The 19538-nt window shown below is 69.6% G+C and carries 24 protein-coding genes; 15 read left to right on the top strand and 9 right to left on the bottom strand.

The window, feature by feature from the left end:
* Positions 1-101 precede the first annotated feature (101 nt).
* Genes CBF90_RS06180 through CBF90_RS06160 form a run of 5 tightly spaced genes read left to right on the top strand, consistent with a single transcriptional unit; the run spans position 102 to position 3753 of the window.
* A complete protein-coding gene (locus CBF90_RS06180; RefSeq protein ID WP_071917852.1) occupies positions 102-848 on the top strand; it encodes a GntR family transcriptional regulator in 747 nt (248 codons plus the stop codon).
* A gap of 13 nt (positions 849-861) precedes the next feature.
* Positions 862-1314 (top strand): PTS sugar transporter subunit IIA, encoded by a 453-nt coding sequence (locus tag CBF90_RS06175; RefSeq protein ID WP_023954971.1) that lies wholly within the window; start codon positions 862-864, stop codon positions 1312-1314.
* Entirely contained in the window at positions 1311-1592 is a 282-nt protein-coding gene (locus CBF90_RS06170) for a PTS sugar transporter subunit IIB (protein ID WP_023954969.1), read from the top strand. Before CBF90_RS06175 ends, CBF90_RS06170 begins: the two co-directional genes overlap by 4 nt.
* Before the next feature lie 58 nt (positions 1593-1650).
* The gene (locus CBF90_RS06165) at positions 1651-3063 is read left to right on the top strand and encodes a PTS ascorbate transporter subunit IIC (protein ID WP_088380164.1); all 1413 of its coding nucleotides are present in this window, start codon (positions 1651-1653) and stop codon (positions 3061-3063) included.
* Positions 3064-3120: 57 nt separating this feature from the next.
* Positions 3121-3753: an HAD-IA family hydrolase gene (locus CBF90_RS06160; RefSeq protein ID WP_064955035.1), complete on the top strand. Its 633-nt coding sequence runs from the start codon at positions 3121-3123 to the stop codon at positions 3751-3753.
* Positions 3754-3828: 75 nt separating this feature from the next.
* Here the strand turns inward: CBF90_RS06160 and CBF90_RS06155 are convergent, their stop codons facing one another.
* Positions 3829-4848, bottom strand: coding sequence for an NADP-dependent oxidoreductase (locus CBF90_RS06155; protein WP_064955034.1), 1020 nt, complete (start codon positions 4846-4848; stop codon positions 3829-3831).
* Positions 4849-4931: 83 nt separating this feature from the next.
* On the bottom strand, positions 4932-5321 hold the full coding sequence (locus tag CBF90_RS06150) for a DUF1304 domain-containing protein (protein WP_023954960.1): 390 nt from the start codon (positions 5319-5321) through the stop codon (positions 4932-4934).
* Between the two features lie 94 nt (positions 5322-5415).
* Here CBF90_RS06150 and CBF90_RS06145 point away from each other — a divergent pair, with 94 nt between their 5' ends.
* The 4 genes from CBF90_RS06145 to CBF90_RS06130 all read left to right on the top strand — a co-directional run bounded on the left by CBF90_RS06145 (position 5416) and on the right by CBF90_RS06130 (position 9554).
* Positions 5416-6006: a TetR/AcrR family transcriptional regulator gene (locus tag CBF90_RS06145; protein ID WP_088380163.1), complete on the top strand. Its 591-nt coding sequence runs from the start codon at positions 5416-5418 to the stop codon at positions 6004-6006.
* A gap of 109 nt (positions 6007-6115) precedes the next feature.
* On the top strand, positions 6116-7015 hold the full coding sequence (locus CBF90_RS06140; RefSeq protein WP_088380162.1) for an SDR family oxidoreductase: 900 nt from the start codon (positions 6116-6118) through the stop codon (positions 7013-7015).
* On the top strand, positions 7012-8010 hold the full coding sequence (locus CBF90_RS06135; RefSeq protein ID WP_088380161.1) for a gluconate 2-dehydrogenase subunit 3 family protein: 999 nt from the start codon (positions 7012-7014) through the stop codon (positions 8008-8010). The genes CBF90_RS06140 and CBF90_RS06135 overlap by 4 nt, the downstream gene beginning before the upstream one ends.
* Positions 8007-9554 (top strand): GMC family oxidoreductase, encoded by a 1548-nt coding sequence (locus CBF90_RS06130; RefSeq protein ID WP_088380160.1) that lies wholly within the window; start codon positions 8007-8009, stop codon positions 9552-9554. The genes CBF90_RS06135 and CBF90_RS06130 overlap by 4 nt, the downstream gene beginning before the upstream one ends.
* Positions 9555-9625: 71 nt before the next feature.
* Here CBF90_RS06130 and CBF90_RS06125 read toward each other — a convergent pair whose 3' ends face one another.
* The 3 genes from CBF90_RS06125 to CBF90_RS06115 are packed head-to-tail and all read right to left on the bottom strand — an operon-like array spanning position 9626 to position 12784.
* Complete coding sequence (locus CBF90_RS06125; RefSeq protein ID WP_088380159.1) at positions 9626-11143, bottom strand: tripartite tricarboxylate transporter permease; 1518 nt, start codon at positions 11141-11143, stop codon at positions 9626-9628.
* 1 nt (position 11144) lies between these two features.
* On the bottom strand, positions 11145-11765 hold the full coding sequence (locus tag CBF90_RS06120; RefSeq protein WP_023954948.1) for a tripartite tricarboxylate transporter TctB family protein: 621 nt from the start codon (positions 11763-11765) through the stop codon (positions 11145-11147).
* Positions 11762-12784, bottom strand: coding sequence for a tripartite tricarboxylate transporter substrate binding protein (locus tag CBF90_RS06115; RefSeq protein ID WP_088380261.1), 1023 nt, complete (start codon positions 12782-12784; stop codon positions 11762-11764). The genes CBF90_RS06120 and CBF90_RS06115 overlap by 4 nt, the downstream gene beginning before the upstream one ends.
* Positions 12785-12947: 163 nt before the next feature.
* Here CBF90_RS06115 and CBF90_RS06110 point away from each other — a divergent pair, with 163 nt between their 5' ends.
* From CBF90_RS06110 to CBF90_RS06095, 4 genes are all read left to right on the top strand, one after another.
* Positions 12948-14222 carry an ATP-binding protein gene (locus CBF90_RS06110; protein ID WP_242435601.1) on the top strand — a complete coding sequence of 425 codons (1275 nt, stop codon included), beginning with the start codon at positions 12948-12950 and terminating at the stop codon, positions 14220-14222.
* On the top strand, positions 14219-14980 hold the full coding sequence (locus CBF90_RS06105) for a response regulator (RefSeq protein ID WP_088380158.1): 762 nt from the start codon (positions 14219-14221) through the stop codon (positions 14978-14980). The genes CBF90_RS06110 and CBF90_RS06105 overlap by 4 nt, the downstream gene beginning before the upstream one ends.
* Before the next feature lie 80 nt (positions 14981-15060).
* Entirely contained in the window at positions 15061-15744 is a 684-nt protein-coding gene (locus CBF90_RS06100) for a PBS lyase heat domain-containing protein repeat-containing protein (RefSeq protein ID WP_088380157.1), read from the top strand.
* 54 nt (positions 15745-15798) lie between these two features.
* Positions 15799-16653 carry a PhzF family phenazine biosynthesis protein gene (locus tag CBF90_RS06095; protein WP_088380156.1) on the top strand — a complete coding sequence of 285 codons (855 nt, stop codon included), beginning with the start codon at positions 15799-15801 and terminating at the stop codon, positions 16651-16653.
* A 23-nt stretch (positions 16654-16676) separates the two neighbouring features.
* Here the strand turns inward: CBF90_RS06095 and CBF90_RS06090 are convergent, their stop codons facing one another.
* Together CBF90_RS06090 and CBF90_RS06085 are read right to left on the bottom strand one after the other, a co-directional pair.
* Positions 16677-16955, bottom strand: coding sequence for a PLDc N-terminal domain-containing protein (locus tag CBF90_RS06090; RefSeq protein ID WP_197690563.1), 279 nt, complete (start codon positions 16953-16955; stop codon positions 16677-16679).
* Between the two features lie 76 nt (positions 16956-17031).
* Complete coding sequence (locus tag CBF90_RS06085; protein ID WP_088380155.1) at positions 17032-18069, bottom strand: YdcF family protein; 1038 nt, start codon at positions 18067-18069, stop codon at positions 17032-17034.
* A gap of 158 nt (positions 18070-18227) precedes the next feature.
* On the opposite strand from CBF90_RS06085, the gene CBF90_RS06080 reads away from it, so the two are divergent.
* Positions 18228-18470 (top strand): hypothetical protein, encoded by a 243-nt coding sequence (locus tag CBF90_RS06080; protein ID WP_088380154.1) that lies wholly within the window; start codon positions 18228-18230, stop codon positions 18468-18470.
* 48 nt (positions 18471-18518) lie between these two features.
* Entirely contained in the window at positions 18519-18875 is a 357-nt protein-coding gene (locus CBF90_RS06075; RefSeq protein WP_088380153.1) for a hypothetical protein, read from the top strand.
* Here the strand turns inward: CBF90_RS06075 and CBF90_RS06070 are convergent.
* Positions 18836-19069, bottom strand: coding sequence for a hypothetical protein (locus CBF90_RS06070; RefSeq protein WP_064955024.1), 234 nt, complete (start codon positions 19067-19069; stop codon positions 18836-18838). The two genes, CBF90_RS06075 and CBF90_RS06070, sit on opposite strands and share 40 nt — an antisense overlap.
* A 79-nt stretch (positions 19070-19148) precedes the next feature.
* Complete coding sequence (locus CBF90_RS06065) at positions 19149-19490, bottom strand: Lsr2 family protein (RefSeq protein WP_036305878.1); 342 nt, start codon at positions 19488-19490, stop codon at positions 19149-19151.
* Between the last annotated feature and the right edge of the window lie 48 nt (positions 19491-19538).

Raw genomic sequence — 19538 nt, 5'->3', positions numbered from 1 at the left:
GACTTAGCGAAGCAATCTTGCAGAACGTCCCGGTTTCAGGCATGATCGACGTCGGATTAGTCATGACGTCATAATGACGCGAGTCAGCAAGGAGGCGACCGATGGTGACAGCAACCGGAACCGCGAAGTACCGGGCCGTCCACGACGAACTCCTGCGACGCATCCGCGAGATGGCCGTCGGCGACCGGCTGCCGTCCGAGCCCGAGCTGTGCGAGGAGTTCGCGGTGAGCCGCATCACCCTGCGCAAGGCCGTCGACGGGCTCGTGCAGGACGGATGGCTCGCTCGTGAGCACGGCCGCGGCACGTTCGTCACCGAGCCGGTTGCGGGCGATCACTACCCGGAGCACTTCGCCGACGTCGTCACCGGGTTCCACCGTCAGCAGACGAGCGCGGGCAACGTCGTCACGACCCGCGTGCTCCGTCAGGAGCTCGTGCCCGCCGGCGCCCAGGTGGCCCGCCTCCTCGAACTCGAGGAGGGGGAGGGCGTGGTCGAGCTCGTCCGTCTGCGCTACGTCAACGGCCAGCTCCACCAGCACGTGTTCACGTGGGTTCCGCACGCCCGGTACCCCGGGGTGTACACCGGTGACTTCTCGGATCAGTCGCTGTACGCCTTCCTGCAGGAGCAGTACGGCGTCAGTCTCGTCCGCAACGACATGACGGTGCGCGTCGACGAGGCGGCGCCGGACGTGGCGTTGAACCTCGGGGTGAGCGCCGGCCTGCGGCTGCTCACCATCGATTCCCTCGTGTTCGACGCCGACGGCACCCCGGTCGCCTTCGGCACGGCACGCCACGCTCCGGAGAACAGCGAGATCTCCCTCACGCTCCACGGCCCTCGGCCCGGCGTCTGACCGGAAGGACCCCATGCTCATCGAACAGCTCAGCGACGACCGCATCCAGTTCGCGACCGACCTCGACGGATGGCGCACGGCCATCGAGACGGTCAGCCGACCGCTTCTCGATGACGGCTCCATCACGCGCTCGTACATCGACGCGATGATCGAGTCGATCGCCGGCGGCGGCACCTACATCGATCTCGGGTTCGGCATCGCGCTGGCCCACACCCGCCCCGAGAAGGGTGTCGTGCGCACGGGACTCTCCGCGCTCTGGGTCGACCCCGCCGTTCTGCTGAACGACGAAGAGGCCCACCCCATCACCCTCTTCTTCTGCCTGGCGGCGACCGACACCGAGTCGCATCTCTCGACGATGTCGGAGCTCGCCCGACTGCTCAGCGACGACCGCGCCCGTGCAGTTCTGCTTTCCGCCCGAACCACAGCCGACGTCCGCGCGGCCCTCACGACAGGAGTCATCCGATGACCAAGTTTCTCGCCGTCTGCAGCTCCGGCCTCGGCAGCAGCTTCATGGTGCACATGAACATCGAGAAGGTGCTGAAGGAGCTGGGAGTCTCCGGCATCACCGTCGATCACGCCGACCTCGGCTCGGTCGCCCGGGGCGACGCCGACACCATCTTCGTCGGCCGCGACATCGCCGAGGCCGCGAGCGGCCTCGGCGACGACGTCGTCGCGCTCGACAGCATCATCGACCTCGCGGAGCTCCGGACGAAGGTCGATGAGGCCGTCAAGCGGCACTCCTGACCCGACCGACCCTCCCGCTCTCCACCCGACGCTTTCACCGACGAAAGGAGCATCCGCGATGGATGCTGTCATCGATGTCCTGCTCGACATCTTCACCCAGCCGGCGGTCATCGTCGCGCTCATCGCCCTGATCGGTCTCGCCGTGCAGGGGAAGTCGTTCAGCGACGTCCTCAAGGGCACGATCCGCACCCTGGTCGGCTTCCTCGTGCTGGCCGCCGGCGCCGGCGTCGTGGTCGGCTCGCTCGATCCGTTCGGTGCGATGTTCCAGCACGCGTTCAACGTGCAGGGCGTCGTCCCCAACAACGAGGCCATCGTCGCCCAGGTGCTGCTCGATTACGGCTCCGCCGCCGCGCTCATCTTCTTCTTCGGCATGATCGTCAACATCGTGCTGGCGGCGACCACACGCTTCAAGTACATCTACCTGTCGGGTCACGTCGCGTTCTACATCGCGGCCATGTTCGCCGTCATCCTCGGGGTCGCCGGCTTCGAGCCGTGGGCCGTCGTGCTCTGGGGGTCGATCGCACAGGGCATCTACATGGTGGTCTCGCCTGCTCTCGTCCAGCCCTTCATGCGCCGCGTGACCGGCAGCGATGACGTCGCCCTCGGGCACACCGGCGGCGCCGGCGTCGCCCTCAGCGGTCTCGTCGCCCTGATCACCCGAGGCAAGGGACGTTCGAAGTCGACCGAGGAGATCTCGTTCCCCAGCGGGCTCGGCTTCCTCCGCGACACGACCGTGATCGTCGCGCTCTCGATGGCCGTGATCTACGTCATCGTCGGGCTGTTCGCGGGGGCCGCGTACATCGAGGGGGAGCTGTCGAACGGACAGAACTTCATCGTCTTCCTCGCTCTGCAGGCCGCGACGTTCTCGGCCGGCGTCTTCATCATCCTCGCCGGCGTGCGCGTCGTGCTCGCCGAGATCGTGCCCGCCTTCAAGGGCATCTCCGAGAAGCTCGTGAAGAACGCCAAGCCCGCGCTCGACGTGCCGATCGTCTTCCCCTTCGCTCCTAACGCCGTGCTCATCGGGTTCCTCGCGAGCTTCGTCGGCGGCATCGTCGGCATGCTCGGGATGGCAGCGCTCGGCACAGCGATCATCATCCCCGGCGTCGTGGCGCACTTCATGACGGGTGCCGCCTCGGGCGTGATCGGCAACGCCGTCGGCGGTCGCCGGGGCGCCGTCCTCGGAGCCTTCGCCAACGGCGTGGCGATCACCTTCCTGCCGCTGTTCCTGCTGCCGGTCCTCGGCGACATCGGGTTCTCGAACTCGACCTTCTCCGACTCGGACTACGGCGTCTTCGGCCTGATCCTCGGTGGCGTCTCCGGTGCCGGCGGGCAGATCGCCGTCATCGTCGCGCTCGCTGTCGCCCTCGTCGCGCTCTACGGCACGACCTTCGCCCTGCGCGGTCGCGACCGGCGGAAGGCGGCGGAAGCCGAGGCCGACGCGACTCCGGCCCCCGCAGCCACGTCCCGCTGAACCGAATCGATGCCGCCGGGGTCCGCCCCGGCGGCATCCTCCTCCCTGGAGCCTCCTGTGACCGCCATCACTCCGAGTGCCGTGCTGTTCGACTGCGACGGCGTGCTCGTCGACTCGCTCGAGGCCGCCGCCACCGCCTGGGACGCCTGGGCGACGCGGTACGCCCCGGGGTTCGACTTCCGCACGCAGATCGAGCACGGGGTGCGCGCCGCCGACACCGTCGCGACGCTCGTGGCGGCAGGGCTGCGCGACGAGGCCGTCGCCGCTCTCGATGAGGCGGAGGTCGCATCCGCCGCGCTGACGGAGCCGATCCCCGGCTCGGTCGCCCTGACCTCGCGCATCCCGTCGGGGATGTGGGCCGTGGTGACCTCGGCCACGCGCGAGCTGGCGCGCCGGCGACTCGCGGCCGCACGGCATCCCGTCCCGTCCGCGCTCGTTGCGGCGGAGGACGTCGGTCGCGGTAAGCCCGACCCTGAGCCCTACCTCGCCGGCGCCGCGCTGCTCGGCGTCGACATTGCGCGATGCGTCGTGTTCGAGGATGCCGAGGCCGGCGTGCGTTCGGCTCGCGCCGCCGGAGCGGGATGGGTCGTCGGCGTGGGGGACCATCTCGGTACCGCCGTCGTCGACGCCCGGATCGACGACCTCCGCTCGGCCGAGTGGCGAGACGGCAGCTTGCACCTGCGGGGGTGACGGCTTCGTCCGTCGAGCCGACGCGAAAGGCGGTGACGCGCGAAGCGTCACCGCCTTTTCGGTCGGCTCGAGGGCTTACCGCGCGGAGGTCCGCACGAGCATCTTGCCGGTGTTGGCGCCGCGCATCATCGCCAGGAAGGCGTCGACGGTGTTCTCGATGCCGTCGACGATGGTCTCGTCGTAGGCGATCTTGCCCTCGGCGAACCAGGCGGTCATCTTCTCGGTGAACTCCGGCGCCAGGTGGAGGTAGGCGGCCAGCGTGAAGCCGGTCGCGGTGAGACCGCGGGTGATCATGTTGGCCATGTTGTCGGGCCCAGGGGTCTTCTCGGTGGTGTTGTAGCCCGTGATCGCGCCGCAGAGCGCCAGGCGTCCGCCGGTGTTCATGACGTCGAGCGCGGCCTCGAGGTGGTCACCGCCCACGTTGTCGAAGAACACGTCGACGCCGTCGGGAGCATGCGCGGCGAGCTGCTCGCGGACGGGGGCGTCCTTGTAGTTGAAGGCTGCGTCGTAGCCGTACTTCTCGGTGAGCAGCGCGACCTTCTCGGCGGAGCCCGCCGAACCGATGACGCGGCCCGCGCCGAGGAGCTTCGCGATCTGGCCGACGGCGGTGCCGACGGCTCCGGCCGCTCCCGAGACGAACACGGTGTCACCCGGCTTCATGTGCGCGATCGCGGTGAGTCCGACGTAGGCGGTCAGGCCCGTCATCCCGAGGATGTGCAGCCGCACCGACAGGGGCAGGCCCGGCACCTCGGGGACGGCGCGGAACGTCGAGGCGTCGGCCTGCACGACATCCGACCACCCGTGCTGATGCAGCACGACGGTGCCCACGGGCAGGTCGTCCGACGCGCTCGCCACGACGCGGCCGATCGCGCCGCCGGTGATCACGTCGCCGAGGGCGTACGGGGGGACGTAGCTGCGGACGTCGTTCATACGTCCGCGCATGTACGGGTCGACGGAGACGAACTCGTTGGCCACGCGCACCTCGCCCGGCGCGGGATCGCTCAGCTCGACGCGCTCGATCGAGAAGTCCTCGGGCGTCGGCCAGCCCTGGGGGCGGCGTGCGAGACGGACCTGCGTGCTGGTTCCGTGGGTCATGTGTTTCTCCTTCATGAGGGGTCGGTGACGGATGCCGCGATGCTCGGTCGGAGTCGCGGACAGGGGTGGCGCGCTACGGCGGGTCAGAGTGCGATGCCGAGCGCGAGCGCGAGGACGCCGAGGGCGGGGACCACGCCCTGCTTGAGGGCGGCGGAGGCCTTGGAGGGGTCGGAGAGGACGAGCACCAGGCTGGCCGCGACCATGGAACCAGCCCCGGTGAAGACGAGCGTCGCGCCGACCGGGAGGTTCCCGGCGATGACGACGACGATGCCGACGAACACCGCGATGGCGAGGAACAGGTTGTAGAAGCCCTGATTGAAGGCGAGCGCCTTCTGGGCCTCGGCCTGCGCTGCCGTTCCGGTGCCGAACGTCTTGCGTGCCCGTTCGCTCGTCCAGGCGATGGACTCGAGGTAGAAGATGAAGACGTGGATGAGCGCTGCGAGGCCCGCGAGCGCAAGACCGGCGATGATCATGAGCTGTTCCCTTCCGGCGGTGGACACCGCAGTTTCTGTATCGCTTGGTTCAATATATACTGAACTGAACGATACACAAAAGGGGGCGCGGCGCATGGGCCGAACGCAGAGCTACGACCGCGACGACGTCGTCCGCGCGGCGCGGAGCGTCTTCTGGGAGCAGGGCTACGAGGGCGCGCCGCTGCCCGAGTTCGAGCGCGTCACGGGTCTGAACCGATCGAGCATCTACCACGCGTTCGGCTCGAAGCGGGGCCTCTTCGATGCCGCCGTCGAGAGCTATCTCGACGAGATCATCCGACCGCGGCTGGCGCCGCTGATCGGCGAGGACGTGACTCCGGCGGCCCTGGAGGAGTACCTCGATGGACTGCGTGGCGCGCTTCGACAGCCGAGCTCGCTGCCGGCGTCGAGTGGGTGCCTGCTCGTGAACACGGCGGCGGCCCCCATCGGGCGGGACGAAGCCGTCGCGCAGGTGATCGCCGGGTACCGCGCCGAGCTGCGCGCGGCCTTCGGCCGGGGCGTCGCCGCACGCCGTCCCGATCTCGACGGGACCGAGGTCGCCGTCCTCGCCGATGCGTGCACCGGGCTGGTCGTCTCGGCCTTCGCCCTCGCCCGCGTGGATGCCGCCGGCGCGGCGGACGCTGTCGGCACGGCGATCGCGCTCGTCACGGGGTCGCCGCAGCCCTGACGCCGCAAGGCGGGTCCGCAGGGCGTCGGCCGGTGATCCGCTTTACGCCCCTCCCTTGACTTTTGGCAAGCGTTCGCGCCGAGTTTCGGCCGAGACCTACCGTGAGCCCGTGGAGCACAGCGATCAGTACACCTTCGACAACCCGGTGACCCGATACGACCGGGTCGAGCCGCCCGTCCAGCACCAGCCCGAGCCCGGCGTCCAGGCCGACATGCAGCCGGTTCCCGACCTCGGTGAAGCGACCTATCGCGGCTCCGGGCGGCTGTTCGGTCGCAAAGCCCTCATCACCGGCGGCGACTCCGGCATCGGCGGCGCGACGGCGATCGCCTTCGCCCGCGAGGGCGCCGACGTCGTGATCGTCCACCTGCCGGCCGAGCAGCGCGACGCCGACCGCATCCTCGGCCTCATCGCCGACGCCGGTGTGCGCGGGCACGCCATCGCCGCCGATATCTCGACCGCCGAGGCATGTCGCGCGCTCGTCGCAGAGGCCGCCGACTTCCTCGGCGGCATCGACATCCTGGTGAACAACGCGGGCAAGCAGGTCGCCGTCGAGCGGCTCGAGGACCTGTCGGACGAGCAGTTCGCGGCCACTTTCCACACCAACGTCTTCGCGAACTTCTGGATCACGAAGGCCGCTCTGCCGCACCTTCCGGCGGGTGCCTCGATCATCAACACCGCCTCGCTCGAGACGTACAAGCCCGCCCCCGACCGCGTCGACTACGCCGCGACGAAGGCCGCGATCAACAACCTCTCGAAGGGCCTCGCACAGCAGCTCGCACCGCGCGGCATCCGGGTCAACGTCGTCGCCCCCGGTCCGACGTGGTCGGCGCTGCAGGTGAGCGACGGCGTCTCGGACGAGCAGATGCGGGCCTTCGACGACGAGAGCACCTACCAGCGAGCCGGGCAACCGGCCGAGATCGCCCCCGCCTTCGTCTTCCTCGCCTCAGCCGAGTCGAGCTACGTCTCGGGCGAGACGCTCAACGTCAACGGAGGCATGGTCACCCCGTGAGCGACAACCCATTCGCGGTCGTCTCGCTCCGCGGAGACGTACCGCAGCTCGATGACGCACCAGAGGACGCCATCGGCCCCTTCCGCCAGGTCGCGGTCGACGCGGCTCTCGGTGCTGACGGTCTGATCGAGGCCATCGCCGACGCCGAGATCACCACGCCGTGGATCCTCGTGGCCGGCCCTGACGATCAGGGGCTCGCGGAAGACCTCATCGACCGCATCCTCGACGGAGCGCTCGGTGTCTTCGGTCTCGCCGGAGCGGTGCTCGACGCCGCCGAGATTCCCGAGGGCATCCGTGCGCACGAGGTGCCTGCAGCGCTCGCGACAGACGACCTCGCAGCAGCGGTCCGACGCCTGGCGGCCGACATCGCCGCCTGGGGCCCGCGCGTTCCCGAGTCGTGGGCGCGGATCATCGCCTCGTCGCGGACGGATGTCGCCATGCGCGCCACCCTCTCTCGCCGAGCGCTCGTCGACGACCCGGCGTACCATCCGCGAGCGCTCACCCCCGAGCAGCTCGCCCTCCTGCGCGACGTGGCGCGCCGAATCGTGCCCCAGGGCGACGGACCCGCGATCGATCTCGCTGCTCGTCTCGATCGCATGGTCGAGGCGGGGGAGAGCGACGGCTGGCGCCCCACCGGCATGTCGACCGACGTCGAGGCGTATCGCGCCGGGCTCGACGCGCTCGCCGCGATCTGGATGCGCGGGCCCGCCGCCCAGGATGCCGTCATCCGACGGGTGATCGACGGCGACGCCCCCTCGGGCTCCGTCCTCACCCCCGATCAGCTGAGCCTGTGGTTCGAGGATGCCCGCAACGATCTCGCGCGTGTCTGGCTGTCGCACCCGGCGTCGCTGGCGCGCGTGGGCTACACCGGCTTCGCGACCGGGGGCACCGGGCCGGAGCCCGCCGGCTACCTCGTGCTCGCAGCGGGCGAGCGCGAGGAATGGGAACCGGAAGAACTCGGCCGCCTCGGCGCCGCGGAAGGACGTACCGAATGAACCTCTCCGGGATGCGCCGGTACGACCTCGACGAGGTCGTGGATGTCGTCGTCGTGGGCACGGGGGCCGGCGGCGGGCCACTGCTCAGCAGGCTCGCGGAACGCGGACTGCGCGTGGTCGCGCTCGAGGCGGGACCGAACCTCGAGATGGACGAGTTCACCCCGGACGAGCGCGAGGCGACCCGCATCAACTGGATGTCCGACCGGTTCAGCGGCGGCGACACCCCCACGGCCTTCGGCCCGAACAACAGCGGCTGGGGCGTCGGCGGTGGGACGCTGCACTGGGGCGCGTTCACGCCCCGACCCGACCGCCGCGATCTTTCGTTGCGCAGCGAGACAGGACAGGGGCGAGACTGGCCGATCGAGTACGACGAGCTCATCCGTTACATCGTCGAGGTCGAGCGAGTCATCGGAGTCAGCGGGCCGACCCCCTACCCGTGGGATCCGCAGCGCGAGTACCTCGACGGTCCGACCCGCCGCAACGCCCCGGCAGATCTCGTGCTGCGAGGGTGCGAGCACCTGGGCATCACGGCGACCGATGCGCCTGCAGCCATCATCACCCGCGACCGCGAGCAGCCGCACTACGGTCAGCGCAAGGCCAGCATCGACGTCGGCGGCATCCACCAGGGCGACCGCTTCGGCTACAAGGCGACGACGGCGATCACCTATCTGCCCGTCGCCGTGGCGCACGGTGCCGAGATCCGTCCCGACTCGATGGTGCACCGTATCGAGCAGGATGCCGCGGGACGGGTCACCGGCGTCGTCTACCTGCACGACGGAGCCGAGTACCGACAGCGCTGCGCGGCCCTCGTGCTCGCGGGCGGCGGTATCGAGACCCCGCGGCTGCTGCTGAACACCGGGCTCGCGAACTCCAGCGGCCAGGTGGGACGGAACTTCCTCGCCCACGGCGCCGTACAGGTGTGGGGGCGGTTCGACGAGAGCATCCGCGGCTACCGCGGCTACCCGTCGGCGGCGATCACGGAGGACTTCGTGCGTCCCGACGGCGCCGACTTCGCGGGCGGCTACCTCATCCAGAGCCTGGGCGTCATGCCCCTGACCTATGCGACCTCGCTCGTGCGCGGCGGTTCGCTCTGGGGACAAGACCTGATGGACGCCCTCGACGCCTGGCAGTTCTCGGCGGGCATCGGGATCAACGGCGAGTGTCTTCCGTCGGACGACAATATGCTGATCCTCTCGGATGAGACCGACGAATGGGGCATCCCGCGCGCGGAGATCAGCTTCTCGCCCGGGCCGAACGAGAAGGCGATCGACGATCACGCCGTCGGTGTCATGACGCGGATCCTCGAGGCCGCCGGCGCACGCGAGACGCGAACGCTAGCGCGGACAGCCCACACGATGGGCACGTGCCGTATGAGCACCGATCCCGCTGACGGCGTCGTCGACCCGGACGGGCGGTCGCACGACATCCCCAACATGTGGATCTGCGACAACTCGACGTTCCCGAGTGCGCTGTCGGCGAATCCGGGCCTGACGCAGATGGCGCTGTCGCTGCGCACGGCGGACCGTCTGCTCGCGTCGGTGTGATCGGCGGGAAGACGGAGGAAGGGCGGATGCCGCGCGTTGCGGCATCCGCCCTCCTCATGTCGCCTGCTCGATCAGACCTTGGCGAGCTGCTTCTCGCGCTTGCGAGCCACGACGCGACCCCGCACCGAGACGATCAGCACGAGCGCGAGGAGCGCGTAGAGCACGATCGTGATCGGGCTCTGGACGAGCACGGAGAAGTCGCCGTTCGAGCTCATCGCGGCGTCGCGGAGGCTGGTCTCGGCCAGCGGTCCCAGCACCATGCCGATGATCAGCGGCGCGAGCGGGAAGTCGAGGGCGCGCATGAGGAACCCGAGCAGCCCGATGCCGAGCAGCATCAGCAGGTCGAAGGTCGAGCCCGAGGTCGCGTAGATGCCCAGACCGCAGAACACGGTGATGCCCGCGTAGAGGTAGGGACGCGGGATCAGCAGCAGCTTCGCCCACAGCATCGCGAAAGGGAGGTTGAGGATCAGCAGCACGATCATCGCGATGAAGAAGCTCGCCAGCAGCGACCACACCAGGTCGGGTGCCCGGTCGAACAGCAGCGGGCCGGGCTGCAGGCCGTACTGGCGGAAAGCGGCCAGCATGATCGCGGCCGTCGCCGAGATCGGCAGCCCGAGAGCGAGGAGCGCGCCCATCGCCATGCCGGTCGTGGAGTTGCCGGCCGCCTCCGGCGCAGCGAGACCACGGATGGCGCCCCTGCCGAACTGCGGGTCCTTGCGCCGCGCGTCGAGCCGCTTCTCGAGGCCGTAGGCGAGGAAGGTCGGGATCTCCGAACCGCCGGCGGGCACGACGCCGAACGGCAGACCGATCGCGGTGCCGCGTGCCCAGGCGGGCGCGGCTTCCTTCAGCTCGCGGCGCGACAGCCAGGGCCGCCCCGTCGGCTTGATGAGCGCCTTGTTCGAGGTATGCCGTTCGAGGCAGGCGACGTAGATGACCTCACCGAGGGCGAGGATCGCGACCGTCACCGTGACGAGGGAGATGCCGTCGAACAGGTTGGGGGAGTCCATCGTGAAGCGCGGAGCGCCCGAGACGCCGTCGATGCCGATGACGGCAATGCCGAGGCCGATGAACAGGGCGGTGAGGCCCTTGACGACGTTGTCGGTGACGACCGACGACGTCGCCGCGAACGCGAAGACCGCGAGGGCGAAGAACTCCGCCGGACCGAACCTGCTCGAGAAGTCCGCGAGGGCCGGAGCGACGAAGACCACGACGACCGACGCCACGAAGCCGCCGATGAACGCGCCGATGGCCGCGGTCGCGAGCGCCTGAGCCGCGCGTCCGTTGAGCGCCATCTTGTGGCCCTCGAAGGTCGACGCGATCGCCGAGGCCTGGCCGGGCGTGTTCATGAGGATGCCCATGGTCGAGTCGCCGAACAGCCCGCCGAAGTACACGCCCGCGAACATGATGAAGGCAGCCGTCGGATCGAGCGAGAACGTGATCGGCAGCAGCAGGGCGACCGCCATCGACGAGCCGAGGCCGGGAAGAACGCCGACGGCCGTGCCGAGGAGGCATCCCACGAGCACCCACAGCAGGTTGGCGGGGATCAGTGCGCCGGCGAAGCCCTCGCCGAGAAGCTGAAGCACATCCATGTCAGAACCCTCCGAGGATGCCGGACGGGAGCGGCATCCCGAGCACCATGTCGAAACCGATGTAGGCGATCGAGCTCACCGTGAGCCCCACGACGAGCCCGCCGAGGTGCCTCGTCGAGCCGAAGGCTCGCGCGACGCACCAGAAGAGGAGCCCCGCCGCGATGATCCAGCCCAGGATCTCGAGCAGGAACGCGAAGCCGAGGAACGACAGCACCACCCACAGCAGCGAACGCACGTCGACGCGGACCGGTCGGGCGGCACCGGAGTCGCCCGATTCGGCATCCGGTTCGTCGCCCCCGATGACGTCGGCGGCGACCGCTGCGATGTCGGGCCGTGCGGCGCTCGTCTCGCGCATCTCCTTCACCGCCGAGACGACGAGCGCCGCGGCGAAGATGTAGAGGCCTCCGGCGATGATGGCGGGGAAGAACTGCGGCCCGGGGAACACGGCGTTGGCCGGCACCTTCATCGTGAAGATCCCCACCACCAGATAGGTGGCGAAGGCGGCGATGATCACCGGCATCGTCAGCCCCTTGAGCAGGGCGGCGATGCCGGGGCCCGAGACGAGCCTCAGGCGATCGCCGACGACGGCCGAGGTCGCAGTCGGGTTCGGGGGGAACGTCATAGTCCCATCTCCTCGTACAGGTTCGTGATGCGCTTCTCCTCGTCGTCGAGGAACGCGGTCAGCTCGTCTCCGGTGATGATGCGCTCGGTCCAGCGGTAGCGCTCGATCGCGTCCTGCCACTCGGGAGTGGCGACCGAGTCGAGCACGAGCTCGGTCAACGCGGTCACATCGGCGTCATCGAGCCCCGAGGGTGCCGCGAGCATGCGCCAGTTCGACAGCGAGATGTCGTAGCCCTGCTCGGCGGCGGTGGGGATGTCGATGCCGTCGATTGGCTCGCTCGAGACGAGGGCGAGCGCGCGCAGCCGCCCCGCCTCGATCTGGTCGATGTTGTCGGGGTAACCGCCCGCTGCCGCTTTGGCCGTGCCGTTGAGGAGCGCCTGAATCGCCTCGCCGCCGCCGTCGGACGAGATGTATGTCGTGTCGACCGGGTCGACGCCCGCGGCCAGCGCCAGGTCGGTGACCACGAGCTGGTCGAACGACCCGCCGCCCGTCCACGGGATCGACTTCGGGTTCTCGCGCCAGGCGTTGACGAGATCGTCGAGGGTCTCGTACGGCGAGTCGGCCGGTACGACGATGACGTCGTACTCCTCCACGACAACTGCGAGCGGGGTCACATCGCCGAGCTTCGCGGCCGAGTCGAACTGGATCGTCGCCGCGAGAAGCCCGGTGCCGCCGACGAGCATGTTGCCCGGCTGACCGTCGAGCACCGAGACGTTGCCGAGGGCGATCGTCCCGCCCGCGCCCGGCATGTTCACCACCTGCACGTTGTTCACCAGGCCGTTGGCCTTCTGCGCCTGCTGCAGCTCACGAGCCACGCCGTCCCACCCGCCGCCGGCCGCTGCCGGGGCGATGATCGTCATCGAGGCATTGATCTCCTGGCCGGTGGCGGCCGAGGTGACCGAGCCGACCGCGGCGGTCGCAATGGCGGCCGCCGCGACGGCGCCCCCGATGATGCGGGCCGCGAGCGTGCGGCCGCGGTGCGCCGGGCGCGCGCCGGCGTCTGTCGCGCTATGCGTCATGATCACTCCATTCGCGCGGACATCGTCGTCTCCGCGAGATCGAATTAGGATGGCACTTCGCTGAGCCGTCCCCGAGCGTGGCGGGATTTGTTCTCATAGATGCGCACGGGCACGGCCCGACAGTGTCCGATCGCACGAGGAAGTGGACAGGATGCCGTTCACGGTGAGAGCGTCTGCCGCGCGTCTCGTGCTGCTCGTGCTCCCGTCGGTCGTGACGCTCGCGGCACTGTCGGCCAGCGTGGCCATCTCCCTCGCGGCGCAGGAGCGCACGATCCGGGAGGCGACGACCGAACGCGTGCTCGAGGTGGCCTCGAGTCTCGCCGACCTTCCGGAGGTGCGCGAAGCCGTGGCCGGAGCGATGAGCGCGGGGTCGCCGAGCGTGCTCGCCGACGCGGCCGATCTCGCGCCGGCGACCGCGATCCTGCAGCCGATCGCCGAGCTCGTGGGCGAGGCGGCCGGCGTCTACTACGTCGTCATCACCGACGACGAGGGCGTGCGGATCACCCACCCTCTCGCGTCCGAACGCGGCGTGCAGGTCGAGACCGCCAACGCTTCCGTGCTCGCGGGCGAGACGTTCGTCGGCACGGAAGTCGGCGCGTCGGGGCCGTCGCTGCGCGCCAAAGTGCCGGTGCGCGGCGCCGACGGAACGCCCATCGGGATGGTGGCTGTGGGGGTGCTCGAGTCGCAGATCGCCGGCGAGCTCGACGAGGCCGTCGGCGCCCTGCTGGCCTGGGCCATCGGTGCGCTCGTGGTCGCGACCCTGGCGAGTTCGATCCTGACCGCCGCAGTCGAGCGCCGGTTCCGCCGCATGGATGTCATCGCGGCCGAGCACGCCCAGATGCGCCGCACCGCGACAGCGCTGCGCGAGCAGTCGCATGAGTTCAGCACCCGGCTGCATGTCATCCACGGCCTGTTGTCGCGCGGCGACACCGACGAGGCTCGCGGATACATCGAAGAGATCGCGAGCGTCCGCCGCCCCGTGGACCCGGGCGGCGACGAGGCAGGCGACGACCAGCCGGTGCTCGCCGCGATGATCCCGACGGTACGCGCCGAGCTGCAGGAGATCGGGGCTCGGGTGCGCTTCGACCTCGACCTCGGCCGCGGTTTCGACATCGACGAGGGCATTGTGTCGGTCGTGTCGAACCTCTGCCGCAACGCGGCCGAGGCGGGCGCCGCGAACGTGGTCTGCTCGCTGCGGAATCATGGCTCGCGCATCGTGGGCTCGGTCGACGATGACGGTCCCGGAGTCGAGCCGCGCGTCGCACGGCGTATCTTCGCGGCCGGCTACTCCTCGAAGACCGACACGACGGGGCTCGGGCGCGGGCTGGGACTGGATGTCGTACGCCGGATCGTCACGGCCCGAACGGGGTCGGTCGAGGTCGGACGCTCGCCGCTCGGGGGAGCGCGATTCGCTTTCGAGCTGGAGGCTGCGCGATGACCGGACCGATCCGGGTCCTCGTCGTCGACGACGACCGCGGTGCGCGCGCCCTCCACGCGGGATTCGTCTCCGACACCCCGGGGTTCGTCGTCGTCGCGACCGCGGGCACCGGTGAAGCGGCTCTCGAACGCAGCCGGTCCGGCGTCGATCTGATGCTGCTCGACATGCGCTTGCCCGGCATCAGCGGGATCGAGGTGCTCCACCGGTTGCGTACTCTCGGTGACGACGGGCCCGACGTGCTGGTCATCAGCTCGTCGCAGGATCAGACCACCGTGCGTCAGGCTCTCGCGGCGCGTGTCGTCGGCTATCTCGTCAAGCCCTTCACGCAGGCCGCGCTGCGCGAGCGGCTGGAACGCTATGCGGCAGACCGCGAGCGGCGGCTCGTCACCAACGACCGCGACGCGCTTCTGGCGCAGGGTGAGATCGACCGGCTGCTGTCGACCGGCACCATCCGAACCACCCCGCCTGCGTCATCCGGATCGCACCGGCAAGCGGGACGGATGCCGGGTGGTGGCGACCACGACGCGCTGCCGAAAGGTCTCGCCGCGCCGACGCTCGCGCAGGTCATCGCCGCCCTCGACCCGGTCATCGCCCTGACCGGAGCCGAGGTCGCCACGGCCTGCGGTATCTCTCGCGCGACCGCGAACCGTTACCTGACGCACCTGGTCGAGACCGGCGTCATCCATCTCTCGCATCGCTACGGCAAGCGCGGCCGTCCGCAGGTGCTGTACCGGCTCGCCCCGTCGCCCGAGCGCTGAGCGTCGAGTCCTCACCGGATGCGTTTGTCACGTCGCCTGCCCCGGTGACGCGCCAGGGCGATGCGCGTAGCGTGCGGTGCATGGCCACCGTGACCGCGTGGGCGGCGGAGCTTCGACGACTCGACGCAGACGCGTGGGTCGACTACCTCGTCGAGCACTCCGGCCTGCCCGGTCCGCGGGCGAACACGACACTGGTCGCTGCGGCGGCGGAGGTGGCGGATGCCGGGGTCGTCGACGAGCTCGTGCGGGACGGCGGAGAGTTCCCGATGATGTGCGCGGCGGCGGCGGTCGCCCGGCGAGCGGCCCCGGGCCGGGATGCTCGAGCGCGGCTGTCCGCCGCCGATGACCGGTGGCGCGTACGCGAAGGAGTCGCGCTCGGTCTGCAGCTGCTCGGCGACGCCGACCCGGAGACCCTCGCGACGACCGTCCGGATGTGGGCGGATGACGACAGCCCGCTCGTGGTTCGAGCCGCGGTCGCCGCGATCTGCGAGCCACACCTGCTGAGGTCGCCCGAGACGGCGGCGATCGCCGTCGAGGTGTGCGCACGCGCGACCGAGCGACTGGTGGCGCGTCCCCAGGCCCGACGGCACGACAGCGCTGCCCGCACGCTGCGGCAGACGCTCGGCTACGCGTGGAGCGTCGCGGTGGCTGCGGATCCCGGACCCGGTCTGCTCGCGTTCGAGGCGCTCGACACCGCCGACCCCGACATCGCCTGGATCGTCCGCGAGAACGCGAGCAAGAAGCGGCTGGCGCGTCTGCTCTGACGGTGACGGGCGGCGCAGCATCGGACACCGCGACGGCGGGCGTAGCCTGAACGGATGAGCACGCCCGAGGTCTTGCGATACACCGCGTTCAGCACGCGACCCGAGGGCGGGAACCCCGCCGGCGTGGTCCTGGATGCAGGCGCCCTCGACGCCAGCGCGATGCAGCGCATCGCTGCCGACGTCGACTATGCCGAGACGGCCTTCGTCACCGGCACGACCGCCGACGGCGCGCGCTCGGTCCGCTACTTCTCGCCCATCGCCGAGGTTCCGTTCTGCGGTCATGCGACGGTGGCCACGGCGGTCGCGCTCGCCGAGCGAGGCCAGGTCGCCGCCGACGGCGCGGTTCGATTCGACACCCCCGTCGGCGTCGTGTCGATCGCGGTCTCGCGCGACGACGACGGCATCCGCGCGTCCTTCACCAGCGTCGAGCCGTCGGTCAGCGACCTCGACGGCGCCGATCTCGAGGCGATTCTCGACCTTCTCGGCCTGACGCAGGCAGACCTCGACCCCGCGCTGCCGCCGCGGCTCGCGAACACGGGCAACACGCATCCGGTCGTCGTCCTGGCGGATCAGAAGACCTTCGACGACTTCTCGTTCGATCCCGCCGCGGTTCGGGCGTTGCTCGACGACCGCGGGTGGCCCGCCACCATCACCGTCGCGTTCCGCGCGGCATCCGATCGTTTCCAGGCGCGCAATCTCTTCCCCGTCGGTCGCATCACGGAGGACCCGGCGACGGGGTCGGCGGCCGCATCGTTCGGCGCGTACCTGCGCGCGCTGGGCGCGGTCGAGGTTCCCGCAGTCGTGGTCATCGAGCAGGGGCGACATGTCGGACGACCGGGGGAGCTGACCGTCGACATCCCCGTCAGCGGCGGGATCACCGTCTCGGGGCACGCCGTCGCGATCGCCTGATCAGCTGAGCCTCGCCCCTGCGGTCACGGGCGGTCGGTGCGGATCTGCGCGTTGCGCCCTCCGAGCCACCAGACGAGCGGACCGGCGATGGGGAAGACGAAGATCCCGATGATCCACAGCAGCTTGCCGCCACCGGTGTAACGGGGCGAGGCGAGGATCGAGATCAGGCTCGAGATGAACAGGATCGCCGCCAGGGCCGCGACCACGGCGAGCACCACGACGACGGATGTCGCAACTCCCGGCATCCAGTCGCGAGGCAGCCAGTCGTCGGACACGATGAGGAAGCGTGCGGTTTCGATCATGCTTCCAGCCTCGCGGGGGGCGAGCTCGCTGTCGTGAGCCTGTCGACGGATTTCGCCTACCCCGCCAGGATGACGTTCAATCCGCGATGAGAGTGATCAGCGACATCGCCACGAACGCGACGACCGGCAGCATCAGGACGCCGAGCGCGACGGCGTTGAGTACGAGGTGGTCGCGAAGCAGAGCGAGGTATTCGCGCAGCAGAGCGCTCGGCCGGTAATAGCGGGCGGTGCGCGCGCCGATCGCGTGGCCCGGCATGCCGAGGGTCCGCAGAAGAGTGGCGGCGCGGAATGCGTGATAGTCGCTCGTCACCGCGAGCACCGGGCCCGTGATGCCGCGTTCGGTGAGGATCCGGCGGGTCAGCGTGAGGTTCTCTTCGGTCGTCCGGGATACATCCTCGATGAGCAGGCGTTGGGCGGGGGCGCCGAGCTCTGCGGCGTACTCCGCCATCGCGGCCGCCTCGCTCCGCGGCTCGTCTGCGCCCTGACCGCCCGAGACGACGAGCATCGCGCCGGGGGATCGCTGCAGGGTCTCCACGCCGAGCGCCACGCGTTGGGCGAGCAGCGGCGGCACGCTCCCGTCGCGGCGAAGGCCCGACCCGAGGGTGATGATCGCGGCCGGTGCTGCGCTGCGGCGCGCGATGCGTGCGTACACCGCCGACCAGCAGAGGTAGGCGACGAACCCCATCGCGACGTAGCCGATCGGACCGGCCAGCAGCAGGAGAATGACGGCGAGCTCGAACCATCCCGCCGTGACGGCGACGATGCCGAGGGCAAGGATGGCGAGAACGCCGATTCCGGCCAGGAGCGAGAGGCGGTTCGCCAGCGATCGTCCTTCGCGCTGCAGCATCACCACCCCGTTGGCGAGCAGGGCGACCCCCAGCCCGATCGCGGCGAGCAGAGGGACGATGAAGACCAGCAGGAGCCCGACGACGTCGTTCCCGGGAACGGCGAGCGTGGCGAGCGCCACCGTCAAGCCGAGGAAGAAGGTCACCACAGCGGCGACGAGCGAGGTCGCCGCGAGCGTCAGGAGGACGCCCGGCAACATGCGGCGGGAGTCGCGGGCGGCGAGGAGTATCCCGAGCGCCGTGAAGAGGAGTGTGAAGAAGCCGGGCACTCACCCAGCCTAGAGAGGGGGGATAAGCGCAGTCCGGTGCCGTTGTCAGGCTGTGAGCGGGGAATCGGCACGGAGCACAGATCCGATCGGCGCTCAGCCTGTCGACGGCACGGCAAGGTCGAGCATCGACCGGCCTGAGCGGCTGTTAGGTTCGCTGGGTGCAGAGTCTGTTCCAGCGAATCGCAGCGACTTCGGCGGCGACACCGTTCGGGGTGATCCTCGTACAGGCGATCGTGTGGGTCGGGATGTCGGCGATCTGGATTCCCTGGGCGCTCGACGGCGGCGACGTCATTCGTATCGTTCTCGCCGTCATCTCACCGTTGCTCGCGCTCTACTGGGTGGTGGCGCTGGTTTTCGGCATCCGTCGACGGCGGCTTGCGCGGGAGTCTCGCGACGACTGATCCATTCGTCGCTGGCCGTCGATGCATCCGTGTGATTGCATCGAACAGATGGATCTCTCGTGGATGTGGTTGTTGCTCATCGCGGCCGGAGCGGCGATGCAGGTCGTCTCGGTGCTCTGGTTCGAACGGCTTCGCCCGGGCATTCCCTACCCGATGTGGACATTCCCCACGCGGGAACCCGGTCGAGTGCGGGCCGTGCGCATCGTCGGGGTCGCCTTCATCATCTTCGGGTCGACCATGTTCGCCTCGTCGCTCTCGGGGCTGTGGTTTCTCGCGCCGATCGCTGTGACGGTGGCATTCGTGCCGATGCTCGCCGCGATCTATTTCGTGAACGGCGGTTTCACCTCGAGCAGCGGGCAGCGAGCTCAGTCGGCATCATCGGCACCATCCGCGTCATCCGACTGATCGCGGCGACGCGCGTCGGCAGCGACGCCCAGCACGATCCCGAGAGAGAGGCCGATCGCGCCGCCGAGCGCGATGTTGTCGAACGCGAGCATGCCGATCGCACTGCCGAGGGGAAGGCCGAGCGCGATTCCGATTGCGACCCCGTTCGCGCCACTGCTCGCGCGATCGCTATTGCTGGCTGAGCCGTCGTTCACGAGGCGCTCCGTCGTTGTTGGGAAACGAGAAATGGCTCAGGACTGGAGGTGCCTGAGCCATTTCTGCGGTCGCATGGGGTCAGTTCGCGGCGCGGTACGCCTCGATCACGGCTGCCGGAACACGGCCGCGCTCGTTGACGGTGTGACCGTTCGAACGCGCCCATTCACGGACGGCCGTCAGGTCGAGGTCGCTCTTGTTCGCGCGCGAGGAGCGCGAACGCGAAGGCGTGTTCGCGCGGATCGAACGAGCGACGTCGACGAACGGTGCCAGAGCCTTGTAGAACTTCTCGGCGTTGTCGTCCGAGAGGTCGATCTCGTAAGCGCGTCCCTCGATCGAGAACGTGATCTGCTTTCCTTCGCCGCTCTCGAGAACGGTTCCGTCGAGATCGTCGATGAGCTGGGTGATTTGTTTGCGGGCCATGGCTGACATATTAGCGGTTCGATCGCGTTACGCATCACCACTCGACAA

The sequence above is a fragment of the Microbacterium sp. AISO3 genome (assembly GCF_002204305.1).
Lineage (GTDB): Bacteria > Actinomycetota > Actinomycetes > Actinomycetales > Microbacteriaceae > Microbacterium > Microbacterium arborescens.
This window is presented reverse-complemented; position numbering and strand designations above follow the sequence as displayed.

What these genes read in the sequence shown, in the direction of transcription:
- CBF90_RS06180 (WP_071917852.1), top strand. Translation starts at nt 102, where the DNA reads ATGGTGACAGCAACCGGAACCGCGAAGTACCGGGCCGTCCACGACGAA.
- CBF90_RS06175 (WP_023954971.1), top strand. Translation starts at nt 862, where the DNA reads ATGCTCATCGAACAGCTCAGCGACGACCGCATCCAGTTCGCGACCGAC.
- CBF90_RS06170 (WP_023954969.1), top strand. Translation starts at nt 1,311, where the DNA reads ATGACCAAGTTTCTCGCCGTCTGCAGCTCCGGCCTCGGCAGCAGCTTC.
- CBF90_RS06165 (WP_088380164.1), top strand. Translation starts at nt 1,651, where the DNA reads ATGGATGCTGTCATCGATGTCCTGCTCGACATCTTCACCCAGCCGGCG.
- CBF90_RS06155 (WP_064955034.1), bottom strand. Translation starts at nt 4,848, where the DNA reads ATGACCCACGGAACCAGCACGCAGGTCCGTCTCGCACGCCGCCCCCAG.
- CBF90_RS06150 (WP_023954960.1), bottom strand. Translation starts at nt 5,321, where the DNA reads ATGATCATCGCCGGTCTTGCGCTCGCGGGCCTCGCAGCGCTCATCCAC.
- CBF90_RS06145 (WP_088380163.1), top strand. Translation starts at nt 5,416, where the DNA reads ATGGGCCGAACGCAGAGCTACGACCGCGACGACGTCGTCCGCGCGGCG.
- CBF90_RS06130 (WP_088380160.1), top strand. Translation starts at nt 8,007, where the DNA reads ATGAACCTCTCCGGGATGCGCCGGTACGACCTCGACGAGGTCGTGGAT.
- CBF90_RS06125 (WP_088380159.1), bottom strand. Translation starts at nt 11,143, where the DNA reads ATGGATGTGCTTCAGCTTCTCGGCGAGGGCTTCGCCGGCGCACTGATC.
- CBF90_RS06120 (WP_023954948.1), bottom strand. Translation starts at nt 11,765, where the DNA reads ATGACGTTCCCCCCGAACCCGACTGCGACCTCGGCCGTCGTCGGCGAT.
- CBF90_RS06115 (WP_088380261.1), bottom strand. Translation starts at nt 12,784, where the DNA reads ATGACGCATAGCGCGACAGACGCCGGCGCGCGCCCGGCGCACCGCGGC.
- CBF90_RS06105 (WP_088380158.1), top strand. Translation starts at nt 14,219, where the DNA reads ATGACCGGACCGATCCGGGTCCTCGTCGTCGACGACGACCGCGGTGCG.
- CBF90_RS06100 (WP_088380157.1), top strand. Translation starts at nt 15,061, where the DNA reads ATGGCCACCGTGACCGCGTGGGCGGCGGAGCTTCGACGACTCGACGCA.
- CBF90_RS06095 (WP_088380156.1), top strand. Translation starts at nt 15,799, where the DNA reads ATGAGCACGCCCGAGGTCTTGCGATACACCGCGTTCAGCACGCGACCC.
- CBF90_RS06090 (WP_197690563.1), bottom strand. Translation starts at nt 16,955, where the DNA reads ATGATCGAAACCGCACGCTTCCTCATCGTGTCCGACGACTGGCTGCCT.
- CBF90_RS06075 (WP_088380153.1), top strand. Translation starts at nt 18,519, where the DNA reads ATGGATCTCTCGTGGATGTGGTTGTTGCTCATCGCGGCCGGAGCGGCG.
- CBF90_RS06065 (WP_036305878.1), bottom strand. Translation starts at nt 19,490, where the DNA reads ATGGCCCGCAAACAAATCACCCAGCTCATCGACGATCTCGACGGAACC.